Raw genomic sequence first — 20,359 nt, forward strand, 5'->3', positions numbered from 1 at the left:
AATAATTAAGTTAAACTTTAATTAATGATATTGCTTTTTAAGTCATCAAAACTTTCAATTTCGTCTAGATTATCCCCATAATAAGTTGAGAATAATTCATCTTTCCAATAACATATCGAAACAACAGGTTGATCACGAATTAAACCAAACTGTGTTAAATCAACTTCATATTGCAATTCTTTATTTTGTAAATCAGCATTTAATTGCATTAAATACTGATTTAAATACGGTACTGAAACCCAGTTCTTACTTATCCTCCAAAGCCAATATGAAGCATCACCATCATTTTTTATCTCATCGCGATCTTTCTTAATAAATATATGTTGTTTCAAACGTGCATTTTGCCCAAAAATATTACCAGGGGCATTTGACTTAACTTTAACCTCGTTAAATGAAAACTCACCATTTGTATCGGTTAATGCATAGTCAATAATCGGTTTTCCCTTGTCATAGCCACCATAGGAGAGCTCTCTAATAATCTCCATACCCGAAACTGGAATGCCATTATGAGTAATACGGCCTTTCACAGGAGCCGATAACTCAACTTCATATCGTTTCATAAATCCGAACACAGTTTCATCTCCTTCAGGATAAGCATATGAAAAAAAAACGATTACAGATAAACATAACGAAACAGTAAGTAATAGAAAATAACGATATTTATCAATAATATTTTTTAACATCCTCCCAACCTTTTGCTCATTCGATAAAAAAATCAATCATAATATAGGGATGTAATAGAACACCCCATCCTATTTATAAGCTAACTTTAACCAAAAAACCTATTGTTATCTATAGCCCTATTGGATGTAACAAACACACTCAAAACATTCAATGTAGTAATTCTATTCTTGTATGGACTTATAATATAAAACCCATGTGTTAATAAAATATTATCAAATTATGAGCTTAGTCATTGGCTAAATAATATTGCGGATATTACGCTGAATGCTTTATCGCTACTTTTTCTTGTTGCATACCATTAAAGTAGTTTATTGGTACACATTACCATTGTGCTTCAACCAGCCACCTGGGTGTTGGCCGCGCGGATCGTGGTGAGTCCAATGGATAACCCCGACTTTATTATTAAACTCATACACGCCGTGAAACTCAACGCTGTCGCCCACATTTAGGCCGTTTATACGTGGTGCTAAATCAATATTATGAGCAACAAGTAAGGTCGTTCCGCTGGCTATTTTCAAAATAAATCGTTGGTGACGACTACCTTTTAGATCATCGGCAAGCACTTTTATCACCTCACCAACCCCAGTAACTTGAGCATTGCTTTGTTGATTATCAATGGCATTTTGTAGCGCACTGTTACTGTCAACGGTATCACCCGCATAAGCGTTTTTGACTATTTTTGTGGTTGGAAGGTTGTTATCTAAATAGCCAAGTAACGCGAGACCCAGTAAACAAATGACTAGTATTTTTTTCATTATTACCAAATCCCTTGTGATAACAAGCCAAGTTTTTCTTGTTCTAAAATCTTACTATGTTGAATTAACAACAAATCTAATACCTCCGGCGATAAACTAAAAATTTGCACTACGTACTCACCAGAACTTGAATGAGTTGCTTGCTCACCTTCATAGGCAATGTGTAAGCCTAATCGCTTTAAGGTTTTCTGATCATAACTAAATAACTGCGCGTCTCTTTTATCGTGTAACCCTGGCATCATGCCTATCACAGTCACAATCTGATTCACCTTTACCTTGTTGAAAAAGTCGAGTTCAGCTTGACGCCATTTCGTAATAAATTGTTCATTTTCTAAGTTAGATTTATCAACTTGATTTTTGGATTGCTGTAAAGATAAGTAGAGTGGCTGCAATGCACCGCCATGCCAACCTAATAGGCCACCTTGTTTGACCGTAACATCATTACTGGCAGTAGCAATATAATTAGCACAAGATGATGCGCAGACTTTGTCTACTATCACCTTTAACTCGTATTGATATACCAGTTCACCAAATCGAATGCCTGCGAATACTTCACCGCCACCACTATTGATGATCAGTGATTCTATTTTTGTTGGGCTGTTAGTTATAAGCTGTTCAAAAGAGCCGACATTATCGGCGTTGATTTCACCACTATAAACAATTGTGTTTGCTGAGAGTGGATCTATCACCACACTGAAAGGTTCAGGCTGACTGGCGCAGCCCGTTAAGGCGAGCAATAAAACGACAAGTAAATTACGCATTCATATTCCATTATGATAATAAGTGTTATTGGATTCAGTTCAATTCAATTCAATTCAATTCAATTCAATTCAATTCAATTCAATTCAATTCAAAATAAGTTACCATGAATGCCTGATTTGACTAGAGAAATAAAAATAACATTCTCGAACTCAATCTAAATACTCACAGTAAAATCGAGTGGCTCTTAGCTAAAATCAATAAAAAACGCGAAATATTATCGCGTTTTTTATAACAAACTCTGTGCGGCTTTAAACAATTGTAGTGCTTATTTTAGCGACGCTAACCATTGATTAAACGATGATGCAGGCATCGCACCTGATTGCTGCGCAATGACTTTGCCTTGTTTAAATACCATGAGTGTTGGGATAGACCGAATATTAAACTGCGCAGCCAATGCTTGCTGCTCTTCAGTGTTGAGCTTACCAAAACGGAATTGTGGCTCCCACGTATTAGCTGCCTGAGTAAACACAGGGGCAAAGTTTTTACACGGACCGCACCAACTGGCCCAAAAGTCGACTACAAGTGGTAATTCGGACTTATTAGCATGGTGAGCAAAATTAGTCGCGGTTAACTCTACCGGTTCACCAATAAAGACAGGCTTTTTACAATGACCACAAGTAGGCTGTTGAGCAAGACGTTCTTCTGGGACACGATTTAAGGTTGAACAGTGTGGACAAGCAATTATCATGATTTGACCTCATCAACTTCATTATTGAGACGATTAAATCATAAACCTTGTTGATGTGTTAATCGAATTATCGATGTATATTTTATTACGCTACAAATAATGCTTATAACAAATAACCAGAAATTATTTTTGATATTTCCAGCATTGAGGACTTACCAGTAAACTCGAATTTTACTTTGCCAATAGCTGAGAAGTATATTTCTAATTCAGAATCTAGATCAAAAGTGCCAGATGTCTCAATTGAATAGGCCACAATATTTTTGTACGGCAAAGACGTAAAATCCTTCTTGCTACCAGTAATACCTTGAACATTAACTGCAATAATTCGCTTATTGGTAAAAACGACGCCATCGCGCATCGTTTTATACGAATCAACTATTTGCTCATCATCTAACAGTAAATCCTTCACTTTTTCTGCAAAATCAGAGTTTTGCTTAAGCTTAAAAAAGCCTTTATTATTAAAATCTATCATAAAATATCCTTTATATTTAAAGTCCAGGTTGAGCTAGATGTTATGACTATGGCCTTCTAAGCAAGCAGACCCCTCTCAATAATGTGAACAGTAGTACTCAATACCCACTAGCAACCAGTGGTAACAGTCGTGATCTCCGGTTCGCCAGTACTCTTCCAGTGGTATTGGAAATAACAATTGGTTGCTATGACTTGTGCAGATGTCGGCTGTGAGATGTCCAAAGCCAACCTTGGTGCTGCGGCGACAACATAACTACCACTTAACGTATAAATACGATAAGCCCATTCATCCATGTCTAAACCTGCGGCTTCAAAAATCTCTGGCGATGTGGTGTATACGGCATTAAAACCACTACCACTGGCGTTAGCAGCAGCGGCCCAAGGTTGATAATTACTGCCTTTAACCCCTGAAAATTCAACCGTATCCGTCATTGCGCTACCGGAAGTTAATGTTTTGGTCTTAAATAAGGTTACTGCAGTTTTGATCGACCCTACAGCCCCATTTATTGCGGCGATATGAGCATCTGTTTTTAAATTAATAAATTTGGGTGCGGCCACCACGGCTAAAATGCCTAAAATAATGATAACCACTACCAATTCAATCAGGGTAAAACCAGTTTGACGTGAAGTGTTTAATTTTTTCATATTGCAGCACTCTTAAACCTGTTATACATAGCCCCATTCGCGCTTCATGAGACACAAATATCAATAGAATAAATATGTTAACTCAAACTTTACTAACAATTACATTGGATTGAAATAAAAATCATGAAATGTGACTGAGAATAGTGGCAATTCGCTACAACAGTGGCTCTAACTTCAACAATGAAGACAGTATTGCTAAACAAATATAATCGGACATGTTAAGAGCACTAAATCTTTTCGGGCTTAAAAGCCGATGCACTCTTTTTCACTTTAGTCTCAACATAGGCCTGGTAACGGCCGGGCTTATGATTAATGGCAATCAGCACATTCAACATAGCAGCCCCCATTACCGACAAGAAGACCACTTCAACAGGGAACATCAGCAACGAAGAACTTAAAATAATGGTGTCGATTAATAATCCAAAATTTCCGGCTCGGATTGAATATTTGTTTTGTAAATAAAGCGCCAAAATACCCAAACCACCTAAACTCGATTTATGCCTAAACATAATCAACATGCCAACACCAATTAACATTCCGCCAACTGATGCGGCAAATACGGGATGAACATTATCGATATGAATAAGCATCGGCATGTAATCTGTCATCACTGAAATGATGGATACTGAAATGAACGTATTGATAGTAAAACGCTTAGAGAGTTTGGTCCATGCAATGTAATAAAAAGGCACATTGACCAAGAAAAATAGCACCCCAAAACTTAACGATGACAAGTGCATACCGATAATTGCAATACCAGCAGTCCCTCCAGTAATCAGTTGATTACTGTTATAGAGAGTTACACCTAAAGACACCATTACACCTGCGCAAAACAAAGCCATAATGTCTTCGTAAAATCGGTGTGTTGGGAATTGCATGTTATTTTTATCCTTCTTTAACCAATGTGCTGACACATCATTTAAGTCGGTGATGCGCAATGCAACAACACCTCGAAGGCGCGCAGTTTACAGATTCACAGTAGATTTAACAGTGAATAAAACAAGACAAATATTGAATAACAAGCCACTAATGTACAAAAAACTTTACAGGTGGCTCGAGGGAGTAAATAAAATGATACGCCCATGAGATTTATCAGCTAAGAATGACCAAAAAACTATGCTCCAGCACATAATTAGTTTATGAATTGCGATATACACAATAAGTGTAAAAATATTTGTCGTTACAGATCAACAACGACAAAATATTCCAGCCTTACAGATGACATTATTCACATTAGGCTAACAATAAGCTTTATTTATTACAGCAATTGCCACGCAGAATCACTATCCAAACTAATAACAATAAAAACAACAGCATAAATCAACACCAAAAGCCAAAAACACCAACATCTAGTTACAAAAATTAAACCCTTAGACGCCACATTTTAAATGCTTCTTGGCATAATTGTTCTCTAAACTTAGGGTGAGCAATATCGATTAATGCCCGAGCGCGTTCACGTAACGATTTAGCGCGTAAATATGCACAACCATACTCGGTAACAATATAATGAACATGGGCACGAGTCGTCACAACACCAGCCCCAGGAGAGAGTACCGTTGCAATCCGCGAGACTGTGCCGTTGGCAGCCGTGCTAGGAAGAGCAATAACAGAACGCCCCCCTTCTGACAGCCCTGCTCCGCGTATAAAATCCATTTGTCCGCCCACACCTGAGTATATTTTTGTTCCTAAAGAGTCAGCACAAACCTGACCCGATATATCAACTTGTAACGCCGAGTTAATCGACATGACATTGGGGTTTTTACGAATTATCGCAGTGTCATTCACCTGCTCAATGTCCATAAAGATCACAGAGGGATTATCATCGACAAAATCGTAAAGTCGTTGGCTACCAAGCGCAAAACCTGTCACGATTTTCCCTGGATGAACTTTTTTACGACTGTTATTGATTACGCCTAATTCAACTAAATTCAGCACGCCATCTGAAAAGAGTTCGGTATGAACGCCCAAATCTTTATGCGCGGTTAAGCACGATAATACTGCATCAGGGATCGCGCCTATGCCCATTTGCAAACAATCGCCATCGCGAACTAAGGTGGCCACATGTTGACCTATGGCTTGGCTAGTTTTATCACTTGAGTCGATTAAATGTTGTGGAAGCGGCATGCTTTGCTCAAATACAGCCGCGAACTTGCTGTAATGAATAAACCCATCACCGTGGGTGCGAGGCATCATGGGATTAATGTGAGCAATAATTTTACCCGCCATTTGGCAGGCCGCTAACGTTGCCTCAACCGATATACCTAACGAACAGATACCATGTTTGTCTGGTGGGGAAACTTGAACGATAGCGGTGTCGATATGCTGTTCGCCGGAACGAAACAACTTGGGCACTTCAGACAAGAATATTGGCACATAATCAGCCTCACCTTGTTGCAACAGCGAGCGTGTGGGTGTTCCAGCAAAGAAACAACGATGGCGTAGATGATCCTTTAAACGGGGATCACTTAACGACTCTGCACCCTCGGTATGCAACTGCAATAATGTTAAACCATGCTTTGTTAACGCATGTTGGGCCAGAGCATCAAGCAGAAGCTTTGGTGTAGCCCCCATAGAGTGAGTCCATAAAGTTTCGTTGTTTTCAATTAACGAAACAGCTTCTAACGCACTGCGACAAATTATCGGTTTCATCTAAATAACTCGAGGTAATTAAGCTATTTGTAGTGTAAGGAGGAACATCTGTATTTAATAGTTTTTCCCACAATGACGCCGAGTTAAAAGTAACAGTTGAGATTGATATCAATCAAATGGGTTATTTGAGAGGCTTAACACATCAACACTGTAGATTCTGTCCATGATTAAAAATACAGAAGATAAGCCAGATATAGATACTCTAGATTGTACGATACTAATATGGCGGGGTGACTCAGATAAAAAGCTTAGCTCACTAAGCAAACGCTTTTATGAACCTTTGGTAAAGAGGTGAAGTCTGGATGCAGTAAAGCCAATAGTTGGCCCAACTAAAAATTGTTTAGCGATGTAAGCTATCTGTAAAAAGCCTAGCTCACTCACTTTTGCCGTTCAAATATTAAAAAATATCATTAAGGTCTTGTATTGCATCAATCACCATACCCGTACCAATGCTAATCAATAGCAAATCAGTACCAACACGGACAATCTTTTGTCCTTCTGGTGTACGACCTAGCTGAACAGTAAGCGCAGATGGTACATCGTAGTAAACAACATCAGCAGGTAATGAGTAACCTTTGCGCCATTGCTTAGCAATGCCCGGTGGTTGGCAGCGGTTATTTTTTTTGGCTAAGCCTGGTGGACAATGCTTAGCATCACGGTTGGTATAATAGTAATTATTAATAATGACTTGGCGATCGTTACTAAAATAGGTTTGATAACTCTCTTCATGTTCGTGATCATTTTTTTTATCATGCTTTTTTTCATGTTTGTCAGATTTATTCTTACCACTATTACCCTGCGAGTCGTTGTCTTTTGCGAAACTGTAACCTGAAGAGCACACCAATAAGGTGCTGATAATAATCAATGGGATGATATGACGATTCATAAGATAAATTCCTTTACGATTAAATATGCGCTGATTACAAAATTAAACCAGCGATATACCTTATCGTTAAAAAACCAAATACTTTTAACGATATGGTTGATATGGATGCAAAGGTAGTCGTATACAGCGCGCTTGTCGACTCTAAGTATATTATTGATTATTAATGTTCGCGTATCATTGCTACTTTTGTTTCAATGCCAATTGTGAAAACAAGACACCGTCCCAACCGTGTTGCATAAACTGGCGAATATTTTGATGATCGCCGCCCTGAGGCGTGGCCACAACATCACGATAATGCTGGCCAAATAATATTAACGTTTGTTGTTGTGTTAATTGTTGGATTTGTCCAAATGCGAACACTTTACAAGAGCCAGAGTTTTGCCCAGCATCATTTAGTTGATCACCATTTTTAAAAGCGCTTGGGGTAAAATCGTAATGCGCATCAATCAATGCCATTGTCTCTTCAAAACGCAGTTCATCAGCTCGTTCGTCTAACGATGTTATAAATTCACTTATTGATATTACAGCCATAAACCTTACTCTACTTTGCCAAAATAATAAGTAAAACAATAACAAAATAGCGGCAGTTTCAATAGTGAAAAAGACTTAATAAGCAGGTGATACAGTTAAATTAGCAAATATTGATAAGCTGAGCGGTTGAGGCCAATTGTTTCAATTTACTGTAATAGGCAATGTGTTTGCCCAAATGAACACCAAGCTATTAACGCGCAATATTATTTCAGCTTCATAGCTGCAAAATCTGGCCGCGGTAACGTTTCCAAGATACCGTACAAATAAATCACCACCAGCGACAATATTGCGCCAATGATAAACAACCAATAGCCACCAAGATGATCGAGTATGATCCCGCCGCCCAATGGTGCAATGGCAAAACCCACTTCGTAAAATGACGACGCGCCAAAATAAGCACCTCGTAAATGTTTAGGAGCAAGACGATCGATATGTACATTCATAGTGGGGAATAAAATAGTTTCCGCTAAGCTCATTATCACAATGGCACCAATCCATCCCCAAAATAAATCGATTGGGTTATAGGCTAACCAAACTTGTGAAGCCATTAACAGCACTAACCCAAACTGAATACGATGAATTAAACTGTAACCCGCCATTAAACGCAGTAATAAAAATTGAGTCGACACAATCACTAACGCATTGGTAAAAATCATTGCTGAAATGAGCTGCAATAAATTTGGAGCATTAGCACGGGTGAGATATTGAATTAACGAACTGTCCATTTGTGCATAAATAAACATACACAATATATTGGCCAAAATAAGGCATTGTAGTAACTTATCTTGTAATAATATTGCGACAACTTGTTGGCGACTCACATGTGCAGGTTTACGTTTAACGGCTACGACAGGGTCTCCCATGGCAGGAATAAGCTCATCTGGCACTTGCTCAATAGTGCAATTAACGCGTTGTTTAGCTTGGTGTGCAAACCCCCAATATAACAACAAAATCAACACAGCAAATGCAACCGCAGTAATGTAAAAACTTGACTGCTGACCCGTTAAACCTAACCACACACCTAGCATAGGTCCCACAGCACAGCCAACATTCACGATAAAATATAAAGACTGCATCGCCAACTCACGTGTTTGGGGGGCGTCAATAATATCGCCGATGGTAGCTGAGGTAAGCGGTCGCCATAATGAGGTGGCAATTGAGCATAGGGTCATCACAATGGCGTAACCGCTGACAGAATCAACTTCGGCCAATAATGAAAATGAAATAATGTATAAAATACCAGTAAGGTACATTAGCTTTTGACGACCAATTCGGTCTGATAATGCACTACCAATAAAACTAGTGAACACTGCAATAAATGCTGCACAAGACAGTACCAGGCCAACTTCAGTTGCGCTTAAGGCGAATTTTTCATACAAGATGACAGCCAAAAATGGCCATACCATGAAATAACTTCCGCGGGTAATAAACGAACCAAACAACAATATCCACATTAAACGTGGAAACTGTTTAAACCGCGTTAAAGAAACATCACTGTGCACTTTTTATCCTTAAAGAGTGACGCTAAAAATAGAATATGACAGGTTAAGTTGATTTAGTTTTGTAAAACTGCTTAATAATTTAATCGTATAGAAATTAATGACATTGAGCCAGAATTAAAATGCGCCAGACAAGGCGCATGGACTAAACACATCGACAACTACAATAAAAACAAATATCAGGATAATAAAAAGTGAGCTTACAGATGCCCCACTTTGACCAGAATTACCGTGTCTTGTTCAACATACGGATTATGCTGACTTAAATGCGGGCTGCGGATCCAGGTTCCCGCAGGATAACGACCAAGCTCGTCGATAAACTCTCCGCTTATGACATAGATTTCTTCGCCGCCAAAATGACGATGTGGTTGAAAATTTGTGCCTGCGGGCCACTTCACTAATGCAGTCGACTCGGTACCATGCTCATGCAGCGGCATAACTTGTAGCTTCCCCTGCCCTTGCAACCACTGTGTTTCATTGGTATTTATAGCCACTTGTTGCGAGTCAGTAGATTGAAACTGATGTAACTTCACTAACAATGTGCAACCTTCAATACTAAACGGTGCATGTTCAAACCCTTCAGGATTACGCAAATAGGTCCCTGCGGGATAGTCACCGGTTTCGTCAGAAAACACCCCATCGAGCACTAAAATCTCTTCGCCTAATGGGTGGGGGTGTGCATTAAATTTAGCGCCAGCTTCATATTTAACAATGCTGGTTGCATGGCCACGCTCAGCCTCTTCACGAGCAAGACGCTTGCGCACAACTCCCGTTGCAGGGCTATTTTGCCATTCAAGTTCTGCAGTGTTAATCACCACTCGCTGGCTAAAATCCATGTTCAACATATTGATACCTCACAACCTATTAATGGCGATAGTGTAAGGCTTTCGCTATTGATAAAAAAGTAGGTACTTTTTGGTACCTACTGCTCGTTAATACCAATATAAAAAACGTATCAATAAAAAAGCCCATTCAATATAAGTAAATGGGCTTTAATACTAGGGCTGTTTATCTTTCAGAGGTTCAATCAGCAAACATCAACGGGTCCTAGTCAGCTTTTGCAATTAAATGCTGTTGTGCTGAGTCGCCTGACGTTGTTTTTTATAGGCTTTAGCTGATGCTGGGATGGGTGTAGTCCGCCCGGTTTCAAGCCAATTTTTTAATCGATTCGCGTCCGCCATATGAGTATATTTACCAAATGAGTCTAGTACCACAAATGCGACTTTTCGTTTGTTCATTTCGGTTAACATCACCAAGCAGTGCCCCGCCTTATTTGTAAAACCGGTTTTAGTTAAGGCTATATTCCAATTATTTTTAAACACAAGTTTGTTGGTATTTTGAAAGTCCAACGCATAACGTGGCGACTCAAAGTTAACATGCTTTTTAGTGGTCGAGCTCAGCTTACCTAATAACGGATATGTTTGGCTTTCTTTAAGTAATAAAATGAGATCGTTAGCACTTGATACGTTATCTGGCGACAAACCTGTTGGTTCAACATAATGTGTCTGACTCATACCTAAAGCAGTCGCTTTGTCATTCATTGCGCGCACAAAAGCCTTAAATCCGCCAGGATAGTGATGTGCAAGAGAGGTGGCCGCGCGGTTTTCAGACGACATTAACGTTAACAACAGCATGGTTTCACGAGTAACAACACTGCCTAAACGCACCCGCGAATAAATATTACGCATCACTGGCGAGTCGGTAATTTTAACTGATATTTTTTCATCTAATGGGAGCTTGGCATCCAATGTCACCATTGCTGCCATTAATTTTGTTACCGAAGCGATAGGAACAGGTTGATGAGGGTTGCTGGCATACAGCACTTCATTGGTGGCTAAATCGACCAGCATCGCGCTACCCGATGCTAATTCTTGTTGGGGTTTATTTTGCACTGCTTGAGCAGCAGAAGATACCGCGCTATTGAGCGCTGTAGCACATAATAAGGTGCAGGCAAAAAGGAAACGAAACTTCATCACTCTCACTTGAAAAATTAGACTGTATATTTTTCTGAGTATACGATAAAGGATTAGTCCGACAATAGATAAATAGCACTTTCGAATAGGTTTTTATCAAAATATTAACGTAGATCAAGCGTTCTGATTTAGCCTTGACTAATATTCGTGCGATTTAGACTGTTTGCATGATTAAGCTAATAAGCTTTGGTCAGATAGCCACTAAGAATGATGCGCCAAATACCGATTTTGTTAGCTTCATGTTAAGATAAAATAAATCGTTAAAAACAAAGTAAAAAAGAGAGTGTAAATGGACATTAACTTGCGTTTTTTTAACCGATTGAGTCAATGGGTCAATACTTTTTTTGCACCTAAAGCTACCCTTAAAACTGAATCTGATGACGCACAGAAAGGGCTTGTTTCACTCAAAACCATAGCAAACCAATATCAATCGCAAATAAGTGAAAAAACCGTTAATGAAACCCTATCTTCGCATTTCATTTACACTTCAGAAGATTTTATTGCTCGCGAATCGCAAATAAAACAAATCACTGACGTGATTAATTTATGGCGTAACCACCATGGTGAAATTAGCGCCATTGTGGCACCAGCAGGCGCAGGTTTATCTGCATTTTTAGGTCAGATCCCCTCATTATTAGCAAGCATCAACACACAACAACAAGATGCTTCAACATCTAAAGTTAAACCGTTGCCCGAAAAAGGGGTAATAATGAGCTTTTACCAAGCACCACTAAATGCCAGCGATGCTATTGCAAATGTATGCTACTGCTTTGACATGCAACCACCCGCAGCAATGACCGACACCAGCATTACGGACATCATCATTGCTATAAATCAACTACCAGCACAGTTAATTGTTATCGATGATTTGCACAAGTTGATGTTAAGGATGATGGGTAATGCGCAAGCGTTAGTGACCTTTGCCACTATAATTATGGAAACTCGCAAGCACCACTGCTGGATATTGGGCTGTGAAAAGTTTGCTTGGCAACGATTAAGTGCACAATATCAAATTACCCATTTTATTAAGCATGTCATTACATTCGACTATTTCAATACAAAAGAGCTCGCCAGTATACAGACTAAACAGTTGGTCGATTTAGGGTTAATTAGCGACGATTATTTAATCAAAAAATCGGATAAAACAGATATTCATCGCCCCCCCAAAAAATCAGGAGCAACGCACAACGAAAGTGACGATGATGATGCCGTTAATCCATACGAAGACCAATTAAAGCAATTGCATATTATCAGCCAAGGCCACCCGAAACTCGCCATATTATTGTTACAATATTCGTTGACACATCAGGCCGATATAGCTCAAAGCAGCTCAAGTAAAAAGTCTGATAATCATGTTAAGAATAGCACTCGTAAGGACACTGATAACAACTCAAATCAATGTACTGATATTTGTAAAATTAACGCATCGGCTTTGCCATCGTGCCAAGATAGCGACTTGTTTTCATTAGCTGAAATTTATGTTCATGGCGGATTACGTGTAGCACAACATGCACACATTTTTGCTCAAACAATTGAGCAAAGCAGCTTACAGCTGGCTTACTTAGCACGCCAAGGGCTTATCATTGCACAATATTCTCAGCGAGATTTTGCACAACATTTTTATTTTATCACTCCGGCATTATCAAAAATTATCGCCAGCCATTTGGTCAATAACAATAAACTGTTTAATTAAACGAGGCGAACATGGACGATTCACGCAAAGCATTACAAGCATTTTTAGAGATCATTTCGTTTGATCGCATTGTCAGTATTTTACTGCTGTGTCTGATCGCTTGGTTATTGTTAATCTCTATCGAGTTTTTATTAAAGCAGCTAAATAAAGCACTGCCGAAATACCGCTTAATTTGGAATCGGTCATACCCTTTTGTGCGTTTATTCGTATGGCTATCTGTTATTATTTACTCGATTGTTGGCATTATAGATCCGCACGAAAACCTGATTCTGGCCGTGGTTGGATCTATCAGTATTGTGATAGGTTTAGCGACACAAGAACCGGCTAAAAATATGATTGCCGGGTTTATTATTATGATAAACCCGCCGTATCGTGTTGGTGATATGGTTACATTATCAGGCCATTATGGTGAAGTGATAAAGCTTGAATGGAGTGTTACCTGGCTGCGAACATTTGACGACAATACCGTGATGGTCCCCAATGCCGAGGCGTTAAAAACCGCAATATCTAATGCTAACAGTGGTGCATTAGATGAAATGGTTGTCGTAAAGTTTACTTTGCCTATGCATGTCGATCATAAAAAAGCCATTTCCCTTGCCCGCGAAGCCACGCAGTGTTCACCTTATACTTTTTTAAATAAGCCCATTATTGTCAATTTGGGTAACGAATATGACTTAGGCGACTTTTTACAAACCATTACAGTAAAAGCTTACGTGATGGATGTACGCCTAGAGAAAAAGTTTATGAGCGACATCAATATCAGGGTATTGAGTGCGTTTAAAAATGCACATTTTTATGATGAACAACAAACGCCGACACATTAATTTGCGCTATAATCGCGCCAATTAGCATAATAACGACAGATTATTTAGCATTGGGAATACCATAATGACACAAGATGAAATGAAAAAAGCCGCAGGCTGGGCAGCACTACAATATGTCAAAAAAGACACCATAGTAGGTGTTGGCACTGGTTCTACAGTCAATCACTTTATTGATGCGCTTGCGACAATGAAAGATGACATTGAAGGTGCGGTATCAAGTTCAGAAGCATCAACAAAAAAGTTGATTGAACTCGGTATTGAAGTATTCGATTTAAACAGTGTTGATATGATAGATGTCTACGTTGATGGTGCCGATGAAATTAATGACCGCATGGACATGATAAAAGGTGGCGGTGCGGCATTAACTCGTGAAAAAATTGTCGCTGCGGTAGCTAAACAGTTTATTTGTATTGTTGATAATACTAAACAAGTATCGATTCTAGGTGAGTTTCCATTACCTGTTGAAGTCATTCCAATGGCACGTTCTTATGTTGCACGTGAATTAGTCAAACTAGGCGGTGACCCAGTATATCGCCAGGGCGTAGTAACTGATAACGGTAACGTGATTTTAGATGTCTACAACATGCAAATTTTAGATCCAAAAGTGATGGAAACTAAGATTAATGCCATCGTGGGTGTCGTCACAAACGGTTTATTTGCAAACCGCGGTGCAGACGTATTACTGGTCGGTACACCTGAAGGCGTCAAAACCGTAACCTTATAATTAAACCAACACGTTTTTAAATAAAAATGGCCGAGCATACTAGCTCGGCCATTTTTTATAGGCTTCAATTACACTTTAAATTGGCTCACAGCTTCGTTGAGCGCTTTTGCTCGAATGCGAACATCCTCAGATGCTGCAGCATTCTCTTCAGCAGCTTGAGATGACTCATCGGCAATATCTCGTATCACTATCACATTTTTATTTACTTCAGCAGCAACCATACTCTGTTCTTCAATTGCCGCAGCAATTTGAGTACTCATGTCCATAATGTTAGTGACATCACTGGTAATTTGACGCAATACCTCACCTGCAATTGCCGCCTGTTCAGCACTTTCATGCCCCTGTTGTTGACTCTCATGCATCAGAGCAACAATAGAGCGAGTGCGGTCTTGCAAAGTAGAAATAATCGTAGTGATTTGCTGAGTTGAGCTTTGTGTTCGCATTGCCAGTGAGCGCACTTCATCAGCAACAACCGCAAAACCTCGACCTTGCTCACCTGCTCTTGCCGCTTCAATGGCTGCATTTAACGCCAATAAGTTCGTTTGATCCGCAATACCACGGATCACATCTAACACACTCCCAATGGTAACGCTGTCGCGTTCAAGTTCAGAGACTACAGCAGCAGAATCGGTTAACTGTTTTGCCAACAAATTAATCTTTGAGATGGTTTGCTCAACACCATGTTGACCGGCTTTGGCATTGTCGTGGGTTTGGCTAGCTTTGGTAGCCGCTAGCTCTGTGTTTTGAGCGATTTCATCAATCGTCGCGCCCATTTCAGTCACCGCGGTTGCAACCATATCGGTTTCATTTAATTGGCGTAATACCCCTTCAGAAGCCGTGATTGCATTACGTGATAACTCATGGCAAGAATCGTTCATAGCGGTAACTGATTCATTAACCTGTAGAATAAGCTCCTGAAATGTCATTACCATTCGATTGAAATGCTGAGCAACAAGTGCTAATTCATCACCGCCAGACTCATCGCAACGCATGGACAAGTTTTTGCTTTTCTCAATAGAAGAAATAACCGAGGTGATGCTTTGAACCGGTTTAATAATGCTACGAATAATAAACATGGTAGAAATGGTGAGTAGCGCAGTGATTAATAAAAAAATACTTAACCCAATAACAAATGTTTGATTTTTTCCATGTGCAATTTCAGTAAGCGTTTGCTCGCGCAGCACAATAGTATCTTGATCTGTTTGGTGGATAGTATCTCGTAATTTTGCCATTAGACCGTCATTTTCGGTCAAACCAAATTGCACTTCTTTGTTTACAAGGTTTTTAAAGTTGACTTGATAATTATTGGTATCCGTTGTGAGTTGCTGTTTTTGATCATAGGTCAACACCGAGGATTGCACTTGCGACAAAAAGGTTGCGATCCCGTCATCAAAAGCTTGCACGTACTTTAAATCACGACGCAGCATAAAATCTTTTTCGCTTCGGCGCAGTTGTAACATAGTCACTAATAATGCATCTTCTTTGTGTTGCTGGAGTAGTGTTTCAACTTTTTTTACCGCGGTACGTAAATCACCATATAAACCCGTTTCAGGAGTTAAACCGATCGCTTGCTTGAGCGTTACAATCTCATTAAAAATAGTATGATAGCCATTGAGATTTGTTTTGAAGCGATCTAAAGCATCAACATGCATATTTTGTTGCTCTAAAGCGACACGAACATCAGCGACAAATGCCAGTGTGTCTGACATACTTTGAGCAAATTTATTGATATACTCAGAGTCTGCACGATGGAGAAAATCCTTTTCCTCTGTTCTTAACTCAAGTACTTTCCTTTCTATTTCTACAATACTGCTAGATGCGCTTGATAATTCTGATAAAACCGACTCAGAATAATTTTGTAAACCAAACATAGCAAGAACAGAACACACTGAAATAGCCGCACTTAAAATTAGTTTAGAGCGAATGAGCATATTGATTACCACCTAAGAGTAAATGCAAAAAGTCCTTTAAAAGCGATAAAATTAAATCGTTCCGTCAAAGTAAATCTATTTGAAAAAGCAATTAAGTTACTTGCTAATCGTTCTCAGTATAGAACATCGGCATGAAAGCCTAAAACTAAATGGCAACAACTTATTAACCTATATTTATTACTCTGGCATAAATATATTACCAACTTGAGTCAGTCAAATAACTACATCGTCATCAAGGGAAATTAAGGCTCAGGTGAGAAAATTGATATTCAATTGACCTTAGGTACTCCATTAAAGCAAAAGTACTCGCCAATAAAAACTCTGTAATTTAAAACGCTGTTGGATAATGGCCTCAATACGATTAACGCTCGTATTACCTTAAATGACTAGCGTTTATAATATTGCCTGGCTAGGCAAATGCATAAAAAAATGCCCAACGACATGACTATCGTTGGGCATTTTGTTAACAAGCCTAAACTTGGGCTAATTACACTAATAGCAGCAGAAACAGGCAAACTACATACATAAAAGTTAAGCAGACGTTTTACTTAACTGATTTAACTTCTTCATCAGTCAAAAAGCGCCATTCGCCTGGGGCTAAATCAGCATCTAACTCTATGCTGCCAACCGCTTCGCGATGTAGGTTTACCACTTTATTACCAACCGCAGCAAACATCCGTTTTACTTGGTGATATTTGCCTTCGCTAATAGTTAAACGCACTTGAGTTGGCTCGATAATCTCAAGCACGGCAGGCTTAGTTAATCCATCTTCATTACGCAATTCAATGCCATCAACAAAGACCTGAATGAGGCTGTCATCGATAGCATCAGCAAGCTCAACTAAATAACGTTTACCGCAATCTTTCTTTGGTGAAGTGATTTTGTGTGACCATTTTCCATCACTGGTTATTAGCACTAGCCCTGTCGTGTCAGCATCTAAACGCCCAGCAATGTGTAAAGTGTCGGCTTTTTCAATTTCCATCAAACTTAATACCGACGGATATTGTTCATCAATCGTAGAACAAATAGTATCAACCGGTTTGTTCATCATGATGTAGCGTTCACCTACAATGCTGATAGACAGCCCTTCTAAGCGCACATCCATTTGCGGTAACACCTTAAAACCAGAATTCTTAACCACCTCTCCATCACAGGTCACATCACCACGATGCAGAGCTCTTTTAGCTAATGAACGGGTCAATTCGGTACTTTCACAGATAAATTTGTCTAAACGCACAATACACACTCACTCTAAATATAATGCCACTATTATGCGGCTTACACGGTTAAATAGAAATCAATCAGTGATCTTTTTACGGGATACGTAATTTTTGGTTACATATACTCCGTCCATCTGAGGTAAAAAGGGCTAAAAGCGCCTTGTTTTCTAGTCTAGTAAGGCTTTAACATAGTATTAATAAAAATGTTGGGTATTTCCTTTAGTTAAGGACCAACAACAATAATAAAAATACAAAATGCTCGTACGCCAAAATTTGGCGCCTAAAACAAAGCAAAGGAAATACAATGAAAAAGTTGGTTCTTGGAGGTCTATGTGCCTCGCTTATAGCAGGCCTAAGCGCTTGTAGTGATGACAAGGCTGTCGTTACGCCTGTTGCAGATGTTGCTAAAACAGCTACTGCCGTTGCCGTTGAAAAAGCATTAACGTCTGGTATCACATTCGACAACATCGACAAAACAGTTCGTCCACAAGACGATTTCTACATGTACGTCAACGGTGCATGGATGAAGAATGCTGAAATTCCCGGCGACCGCACCAACATTGGTGCGTTTTATGACTTACGTGAAAATGCTCGTGATGACGTTAAAGTTATTATCGAAGATTTAAGTGCAACGCCAAATCTAGCTGACGGTACAGATGAGCAAAAAGTGGCTGACTTGTATCGCTCATTTATGGATGTTGAAACCTTAAACAAAATCGGTATCGCGCCTATCCAAGCTGACTTAGATAAAATTGCAGCCTTAAAAGACAAAAACGAATTAACCGCATTTTTTGGTGAAAACCAAGCTAACGGCGGCGGAACACCACTCGCGTTTTATGTTGAAATCGATGCCAAAAATTCTAGTCGTTACGCTACCCATATTTGGCAATACGGGTTAAGCCTGCCTGAAAAAGATTACTATTTTAATCAAGAAGAGCGCTTTGTTAACATCCGTAAAGCCTATGTTGAACACATTGAAAAAATGTACAACTTAGCCGGTTTGCCAAATGCTAAAGCAAGTGCAGAAGCTGTACTTGCTTTAGAAACTCAAATTGCTGAAAAACATTGGGATGTGGTCGAAACTCGCGACAGCACCAAAACATACAACCTATATCAGGTTAAAGATCTTGCGACACTTGCGCCAGACATTAACTGGGAAGGTTACTTAGCCGCTGTTGGTGGTGATAAACAAACAGATATCATCATTAATCAACCTAGCTATGTCCAGGGGTTAAGCCAAGTTATCAAAAGTAACGAACTTGATGCATGGAAAAACTACTTAACGTGGATGACCTTAACCCACAATGCAAGCAACATGTCTGAAGCATTAGACAATGAAAACTTTGCTTTTTTCTCTAAAACCTTAAACGGTCAAGAAGAGCAAGAGCCACGTTGGAAGCGCGGTGTGAGTACGGTAAGCGACACCCTAGGTGAAGTGGTTGGTAAAGTATACGTTAAACGTCATTTTGCTCCAGAAGCTAAAGACCGTATGGAACACCTTGTTGAAAACCTACGTGGCGCTTATGGCTCAAGCATCGATTCATTAGATTGGATGAGTGCTGATACTAAAGTGGCAGCAAAAGACAAGTTAGCGAAATTCAATCCAAAAATTGGTTACCCAAACAAGTGGGATGACTACACTAAATTAACCATTAAAGCGGATGATTTAGTTGGTAACGCTAAGCGCGCCGCTATTTTTGAACATAACAAAAGTTTAGCTAAATTGGGTCAACCAATTGATAAAGACGAGTGGCACATGACGCCACAAACCGTTAATGCTTACTACAACCCAACCATGAACGAAATCGTGTTCCCTGCAGCGATTTTACAGCCTCCATTCTTTAACCTAGAAGCAGACGACGCGGTTAACTACGGTGGTATTGGTGCGGTTATCGGCCACGAAATGGGCCATGGTTTTGATGACCAAGGTGCTAAGTTTGATGGCGAAGGCAACATGCGTGACTGGTGGACAGAGGCTGACTTAAAAGCATTCGAAACCAAAGGTAATGCATTAATTGCTCAATACAATGGTTATCAAGTATTTGACGACTTACACGTAAACGGTAGCTTAACATTAGGCGAAAACATCGGTGACTTGTCTGGCGTAACTATCGCTTACAAAGCTTACAAAATGTCTCTTGATGGCAAAGAAGCGCCAGTTATTGACGGCTTAACGGGTGATCAACGTTTCTTTATGGGCTTTACGCAAATTTGGCGCGTGAAGATGAAAGAAGAAGCAATGCGTAACCGCGTAGCGACTGATCCGCATTCACCAGGGCATTTCCGTGCACTAGGTGCGCTATCTAACATGCCTGAGTTCTATACAACTTACGACGTGAAAGAAGGCGACAATATGTATATCGCACCAGAAAGCCGTGTAAAAATTTGGTAATAACCAAAACGAATAACTGACTTAGGTCACAT

The 20,359-nt window shown here is 39.5% G+C and carries 19 protein-coding genes; 4 read left to right on the plus strand and 15 right to left on the minus strand.

The features are described 5' to 3' along the window. Positions 1-17 precede the first annotated feature (17 nt). The 13 genes from IEY40_RS10155 to pbpG all read right to left on the minus strand — a co-directional run bounded on the left by IEY40_RS10155 (position 18) and on the right by pbpG (position 11,543). Positions 18-683 carry a DUF6795 domain-containing protein gene (locus tag IEY40_RS10155; RefSeq protein ID WP_188955766.1) on the minus strand — a complete coding sequence of 222 codons (666 nt, stop codon included), beginning with the start codon at positions 681-683 and terminating at the stop codon, positions 18-20. A gap of 309 nt (positions 684-992) precedes the next feature. Continuing rightward, positions 993-1,439, minus strand: coding sequence for a DUF3465 domain-containing protein (locus IEY40_RS10160; protein WP_188955768.1), 447 nt, complete (start codon positions 1,437-1,439; stop codon positions 993-995). A gap of 2 nt (positions 1,440-1,441) precedes the next feature. After that, positions 1,442-2,200 carry a hypothetical protein gene (locus IEY40_RS10165; protein WP_188955770.1) on the minus strand — a complete coding sequence of 253 codons (759 nt, stop codon included), beginning with the start codon at positions 2,198-2,200 and terminating at the stop codon, positions 1,442-1,444. Positions 2,201-2,466: 266 nt separating this feature from the next. Then, a complete protein-coding gene (gene trxC, locus IEY40_RS10170) occupies positions 2,467-2,889 on the minus strand; it encodes a thioredoxin TrxC (RefSeq protein ID WP_188955772.1) in 423 nt (140 codons plus the stop codon). A 103-nt stretch (positions 2,890-2,992) separates the two neighbouring features. Continuing rightward, positions 2,993-3,361, minus strand: a complete 369-nt coding sequence (locus IEY40_RS10175) for a PH domain-containing protein (RefSeq protein WP_188955773.1) — start codon at positions 3,359-3,361, stop codon at positions 2,993-2,995. Positions 3,362-3,468: 107 nt separating this feature from the next. Next, positions 3,469-4,005 (minus strand): type IV pilin protein, encoded by a 537-nt coding sequence (locus IEY40_RS10180; RefSeq protein ID WP_188955775.1) that lies wholly within the window; start codon positions 4,003-4,005, stop codon positions 3,469-3,471. A 227-nt stretch (positions 4,006-4,232) separates the two neighbouring features. Then, the gene (locus tag IEY40_RS10185) at positions 4,233-4,883 is read right to left on the minus strand and encodes a YitT family protein (protein ID WP_188955777.1); all 651 of its coding nucleotides are present in this window, start codon (positions 4,881-4,883) and stop codon (positions 4,233-4,235) included. A gap of 484 nt (positions 4,884-5,367) precedes the next feature. Beyond that, a complete protein-coding gene (locus IEY40_RS10190; protein ID WP_188955779.1) occupies positions 5,368-6,654 on the minus strand; it encodes an acetyl-CoA hydrolase/transferase family protein in 1,287 nt (428 codons plus the stop codon). A 397-nt stretch (positions 6,655-7,051) separates the two neighbouring features. Next, complete coding sequence (locus tag IEY40_RS10195; RefSeq protein ID WP_188955781.1) at positions 7,052-7,540, minus strand: hypothetical protein; 489 nt, start codon at positions 7,538-7,540, stop codon at positions 7,052-7,054. A 180-nt stretch (positions 7,541-7,720) separates the two neighbouring features. Further along, a complete protein-coding gene (locus IEY40_RS10200; protein WP_188955783.1) occupies positions 7,721-8,071 on the minus strand; it encodes a HopJ type III effector protein in 351 nt (116 codons plus the stop codon). 203 nt (positions 8,072-8,274) lie between these two features. Further along, positions 8,275-9,573: an MDR family MFS transporter gene (locus IEY40_RS10205; protein WP_188955785.1), complete on the minus strand. Its 1,299-nt coding sequence runs from the start codon at positions 9,571-9,573 to the stop codon at positions 8,275-8,277. Positions 9,574-9,770: 197 nt separating this feature from the next. Further along, positions 9,771-10,415 carry a cupin domain-containing protein gene (locus tag IEY40_RS10210; protein WP_188955787.1) on the minus strand — a complete coding sequence of 215 codons (645 nt, stop codon included), beginning with the start codon at positions 10,413-10,415 and terminating at the stop codon, positions 9,771-9,773. Between the two features lie 219 nt (positions 10,416-10,634). After that, positions 10,635-11,543, minus strand: coding sequence for a D-alanyl-D-alanine endopeptidase (pbpG, locus tag IEY40_RS10215; protein ID WP_188955789.1), 909 nt, complete (start codon positions 11,541-11,543; stop codon positions 10,635-10,637). A gap of 289 nt (positions 11,544-11,832) precedes the next feature. Here pbpG and IEY40_RS10220 point away from each other — a divergent pair, with 289 nt between their 5' ends. The 3 genes from IEY40_RS10220 (at position 11,833) to rpiA (ending at position 14,784) form a co-directional block, all read left to right on the plus strand. Continuing rightward, entirely contained in the window at positions 11,833-13,236 is a 1,404-nt protein-coding gene (locus tag IEY40_RS10220) for a hypothetical protein (protein ID WP_188955791.1), read from the plus strand. Positions 13,237-13,247: 11 nt separating this feature from the next. Then, complete coding sequence (locus IEY40_RS10225; RefSeq protein ID WP_188955793.1) at positions 13,248-14,060, plus strand: mechanosensitive ion channel family protein; 813 nt, start codon at positions 13,248-13,250, stop codon at positions 14,058-14,060. Positions 14,061-14,124: 64 nt separating this feature from the next. Continuing rightward, entirely contained in the window at positions 14,125-14,784 is a 660-nt protein-coding gene (gene rpiA / locus IEY40_RS10230; RefSeq protein WP_188955795.1) for a ribose-5-phosphate isomerase RpiA, read from the plus strand. A gap of 68 nt (positions 14,785-14,852) precedes the next feature. Here rpiA and IEY40_RS10235 read toward each other — a convergent pair whose 3' ends face one another. After that, positions 14,853-16,715 carry a methyl-accepting chemotaxis protein gene (locus IEY40_RS10235; RefSeq protein WP_188955797.1) on the minus strand — a complete coding sequence of 621 codons (1,863 nt, stop codon included), beginning with the start codon at positions 16,713-16,715 and terminating at the stop codon, positions 14,853-14,855. A 544-nt stretch (positions 16,716-17,259) separates the two neighbouring features. Further along, entirely contained in the window at positions 17,260-17,952 is a 693-nt protein-coding gene (gene rsuA, locus IEY40_RS10240; RefSeq protein WP_188955799.1) for a 16S rRNA pseudouridine(516) synthase RsuA, read from the minus strand. Positions 17,953-18,239: 287 nt separating this feature from the next. On the opposite strand from rsuA, the gene IEY40_RS10245 reads away from it, so the two are divergent. Continuing rightward, on the plus strand, positions 18,240-20,327 hold the full coding sequence (locus IEY40_RS10245) for a M13 family metallopeptidase (protein ID WP_188955801.1): 2,088 nt from the start codon (positions 18,240-18,242) through the stop codon (positions 20,325-20,327). Positions 20,328-20,359 lie beyond the last annotated feature (32 nt).

Origin of the sequence: Shewanella ulleungensis (assembly GCF_014648315.1) — a bacterium.
Classification (GTDB): domain Bacteria; phylum Pseudomonadota; class Gammaproteobacteria; order Enterobacterales; family Shewanellaceae; genus Shewanella; species Shewanella ulleungensis.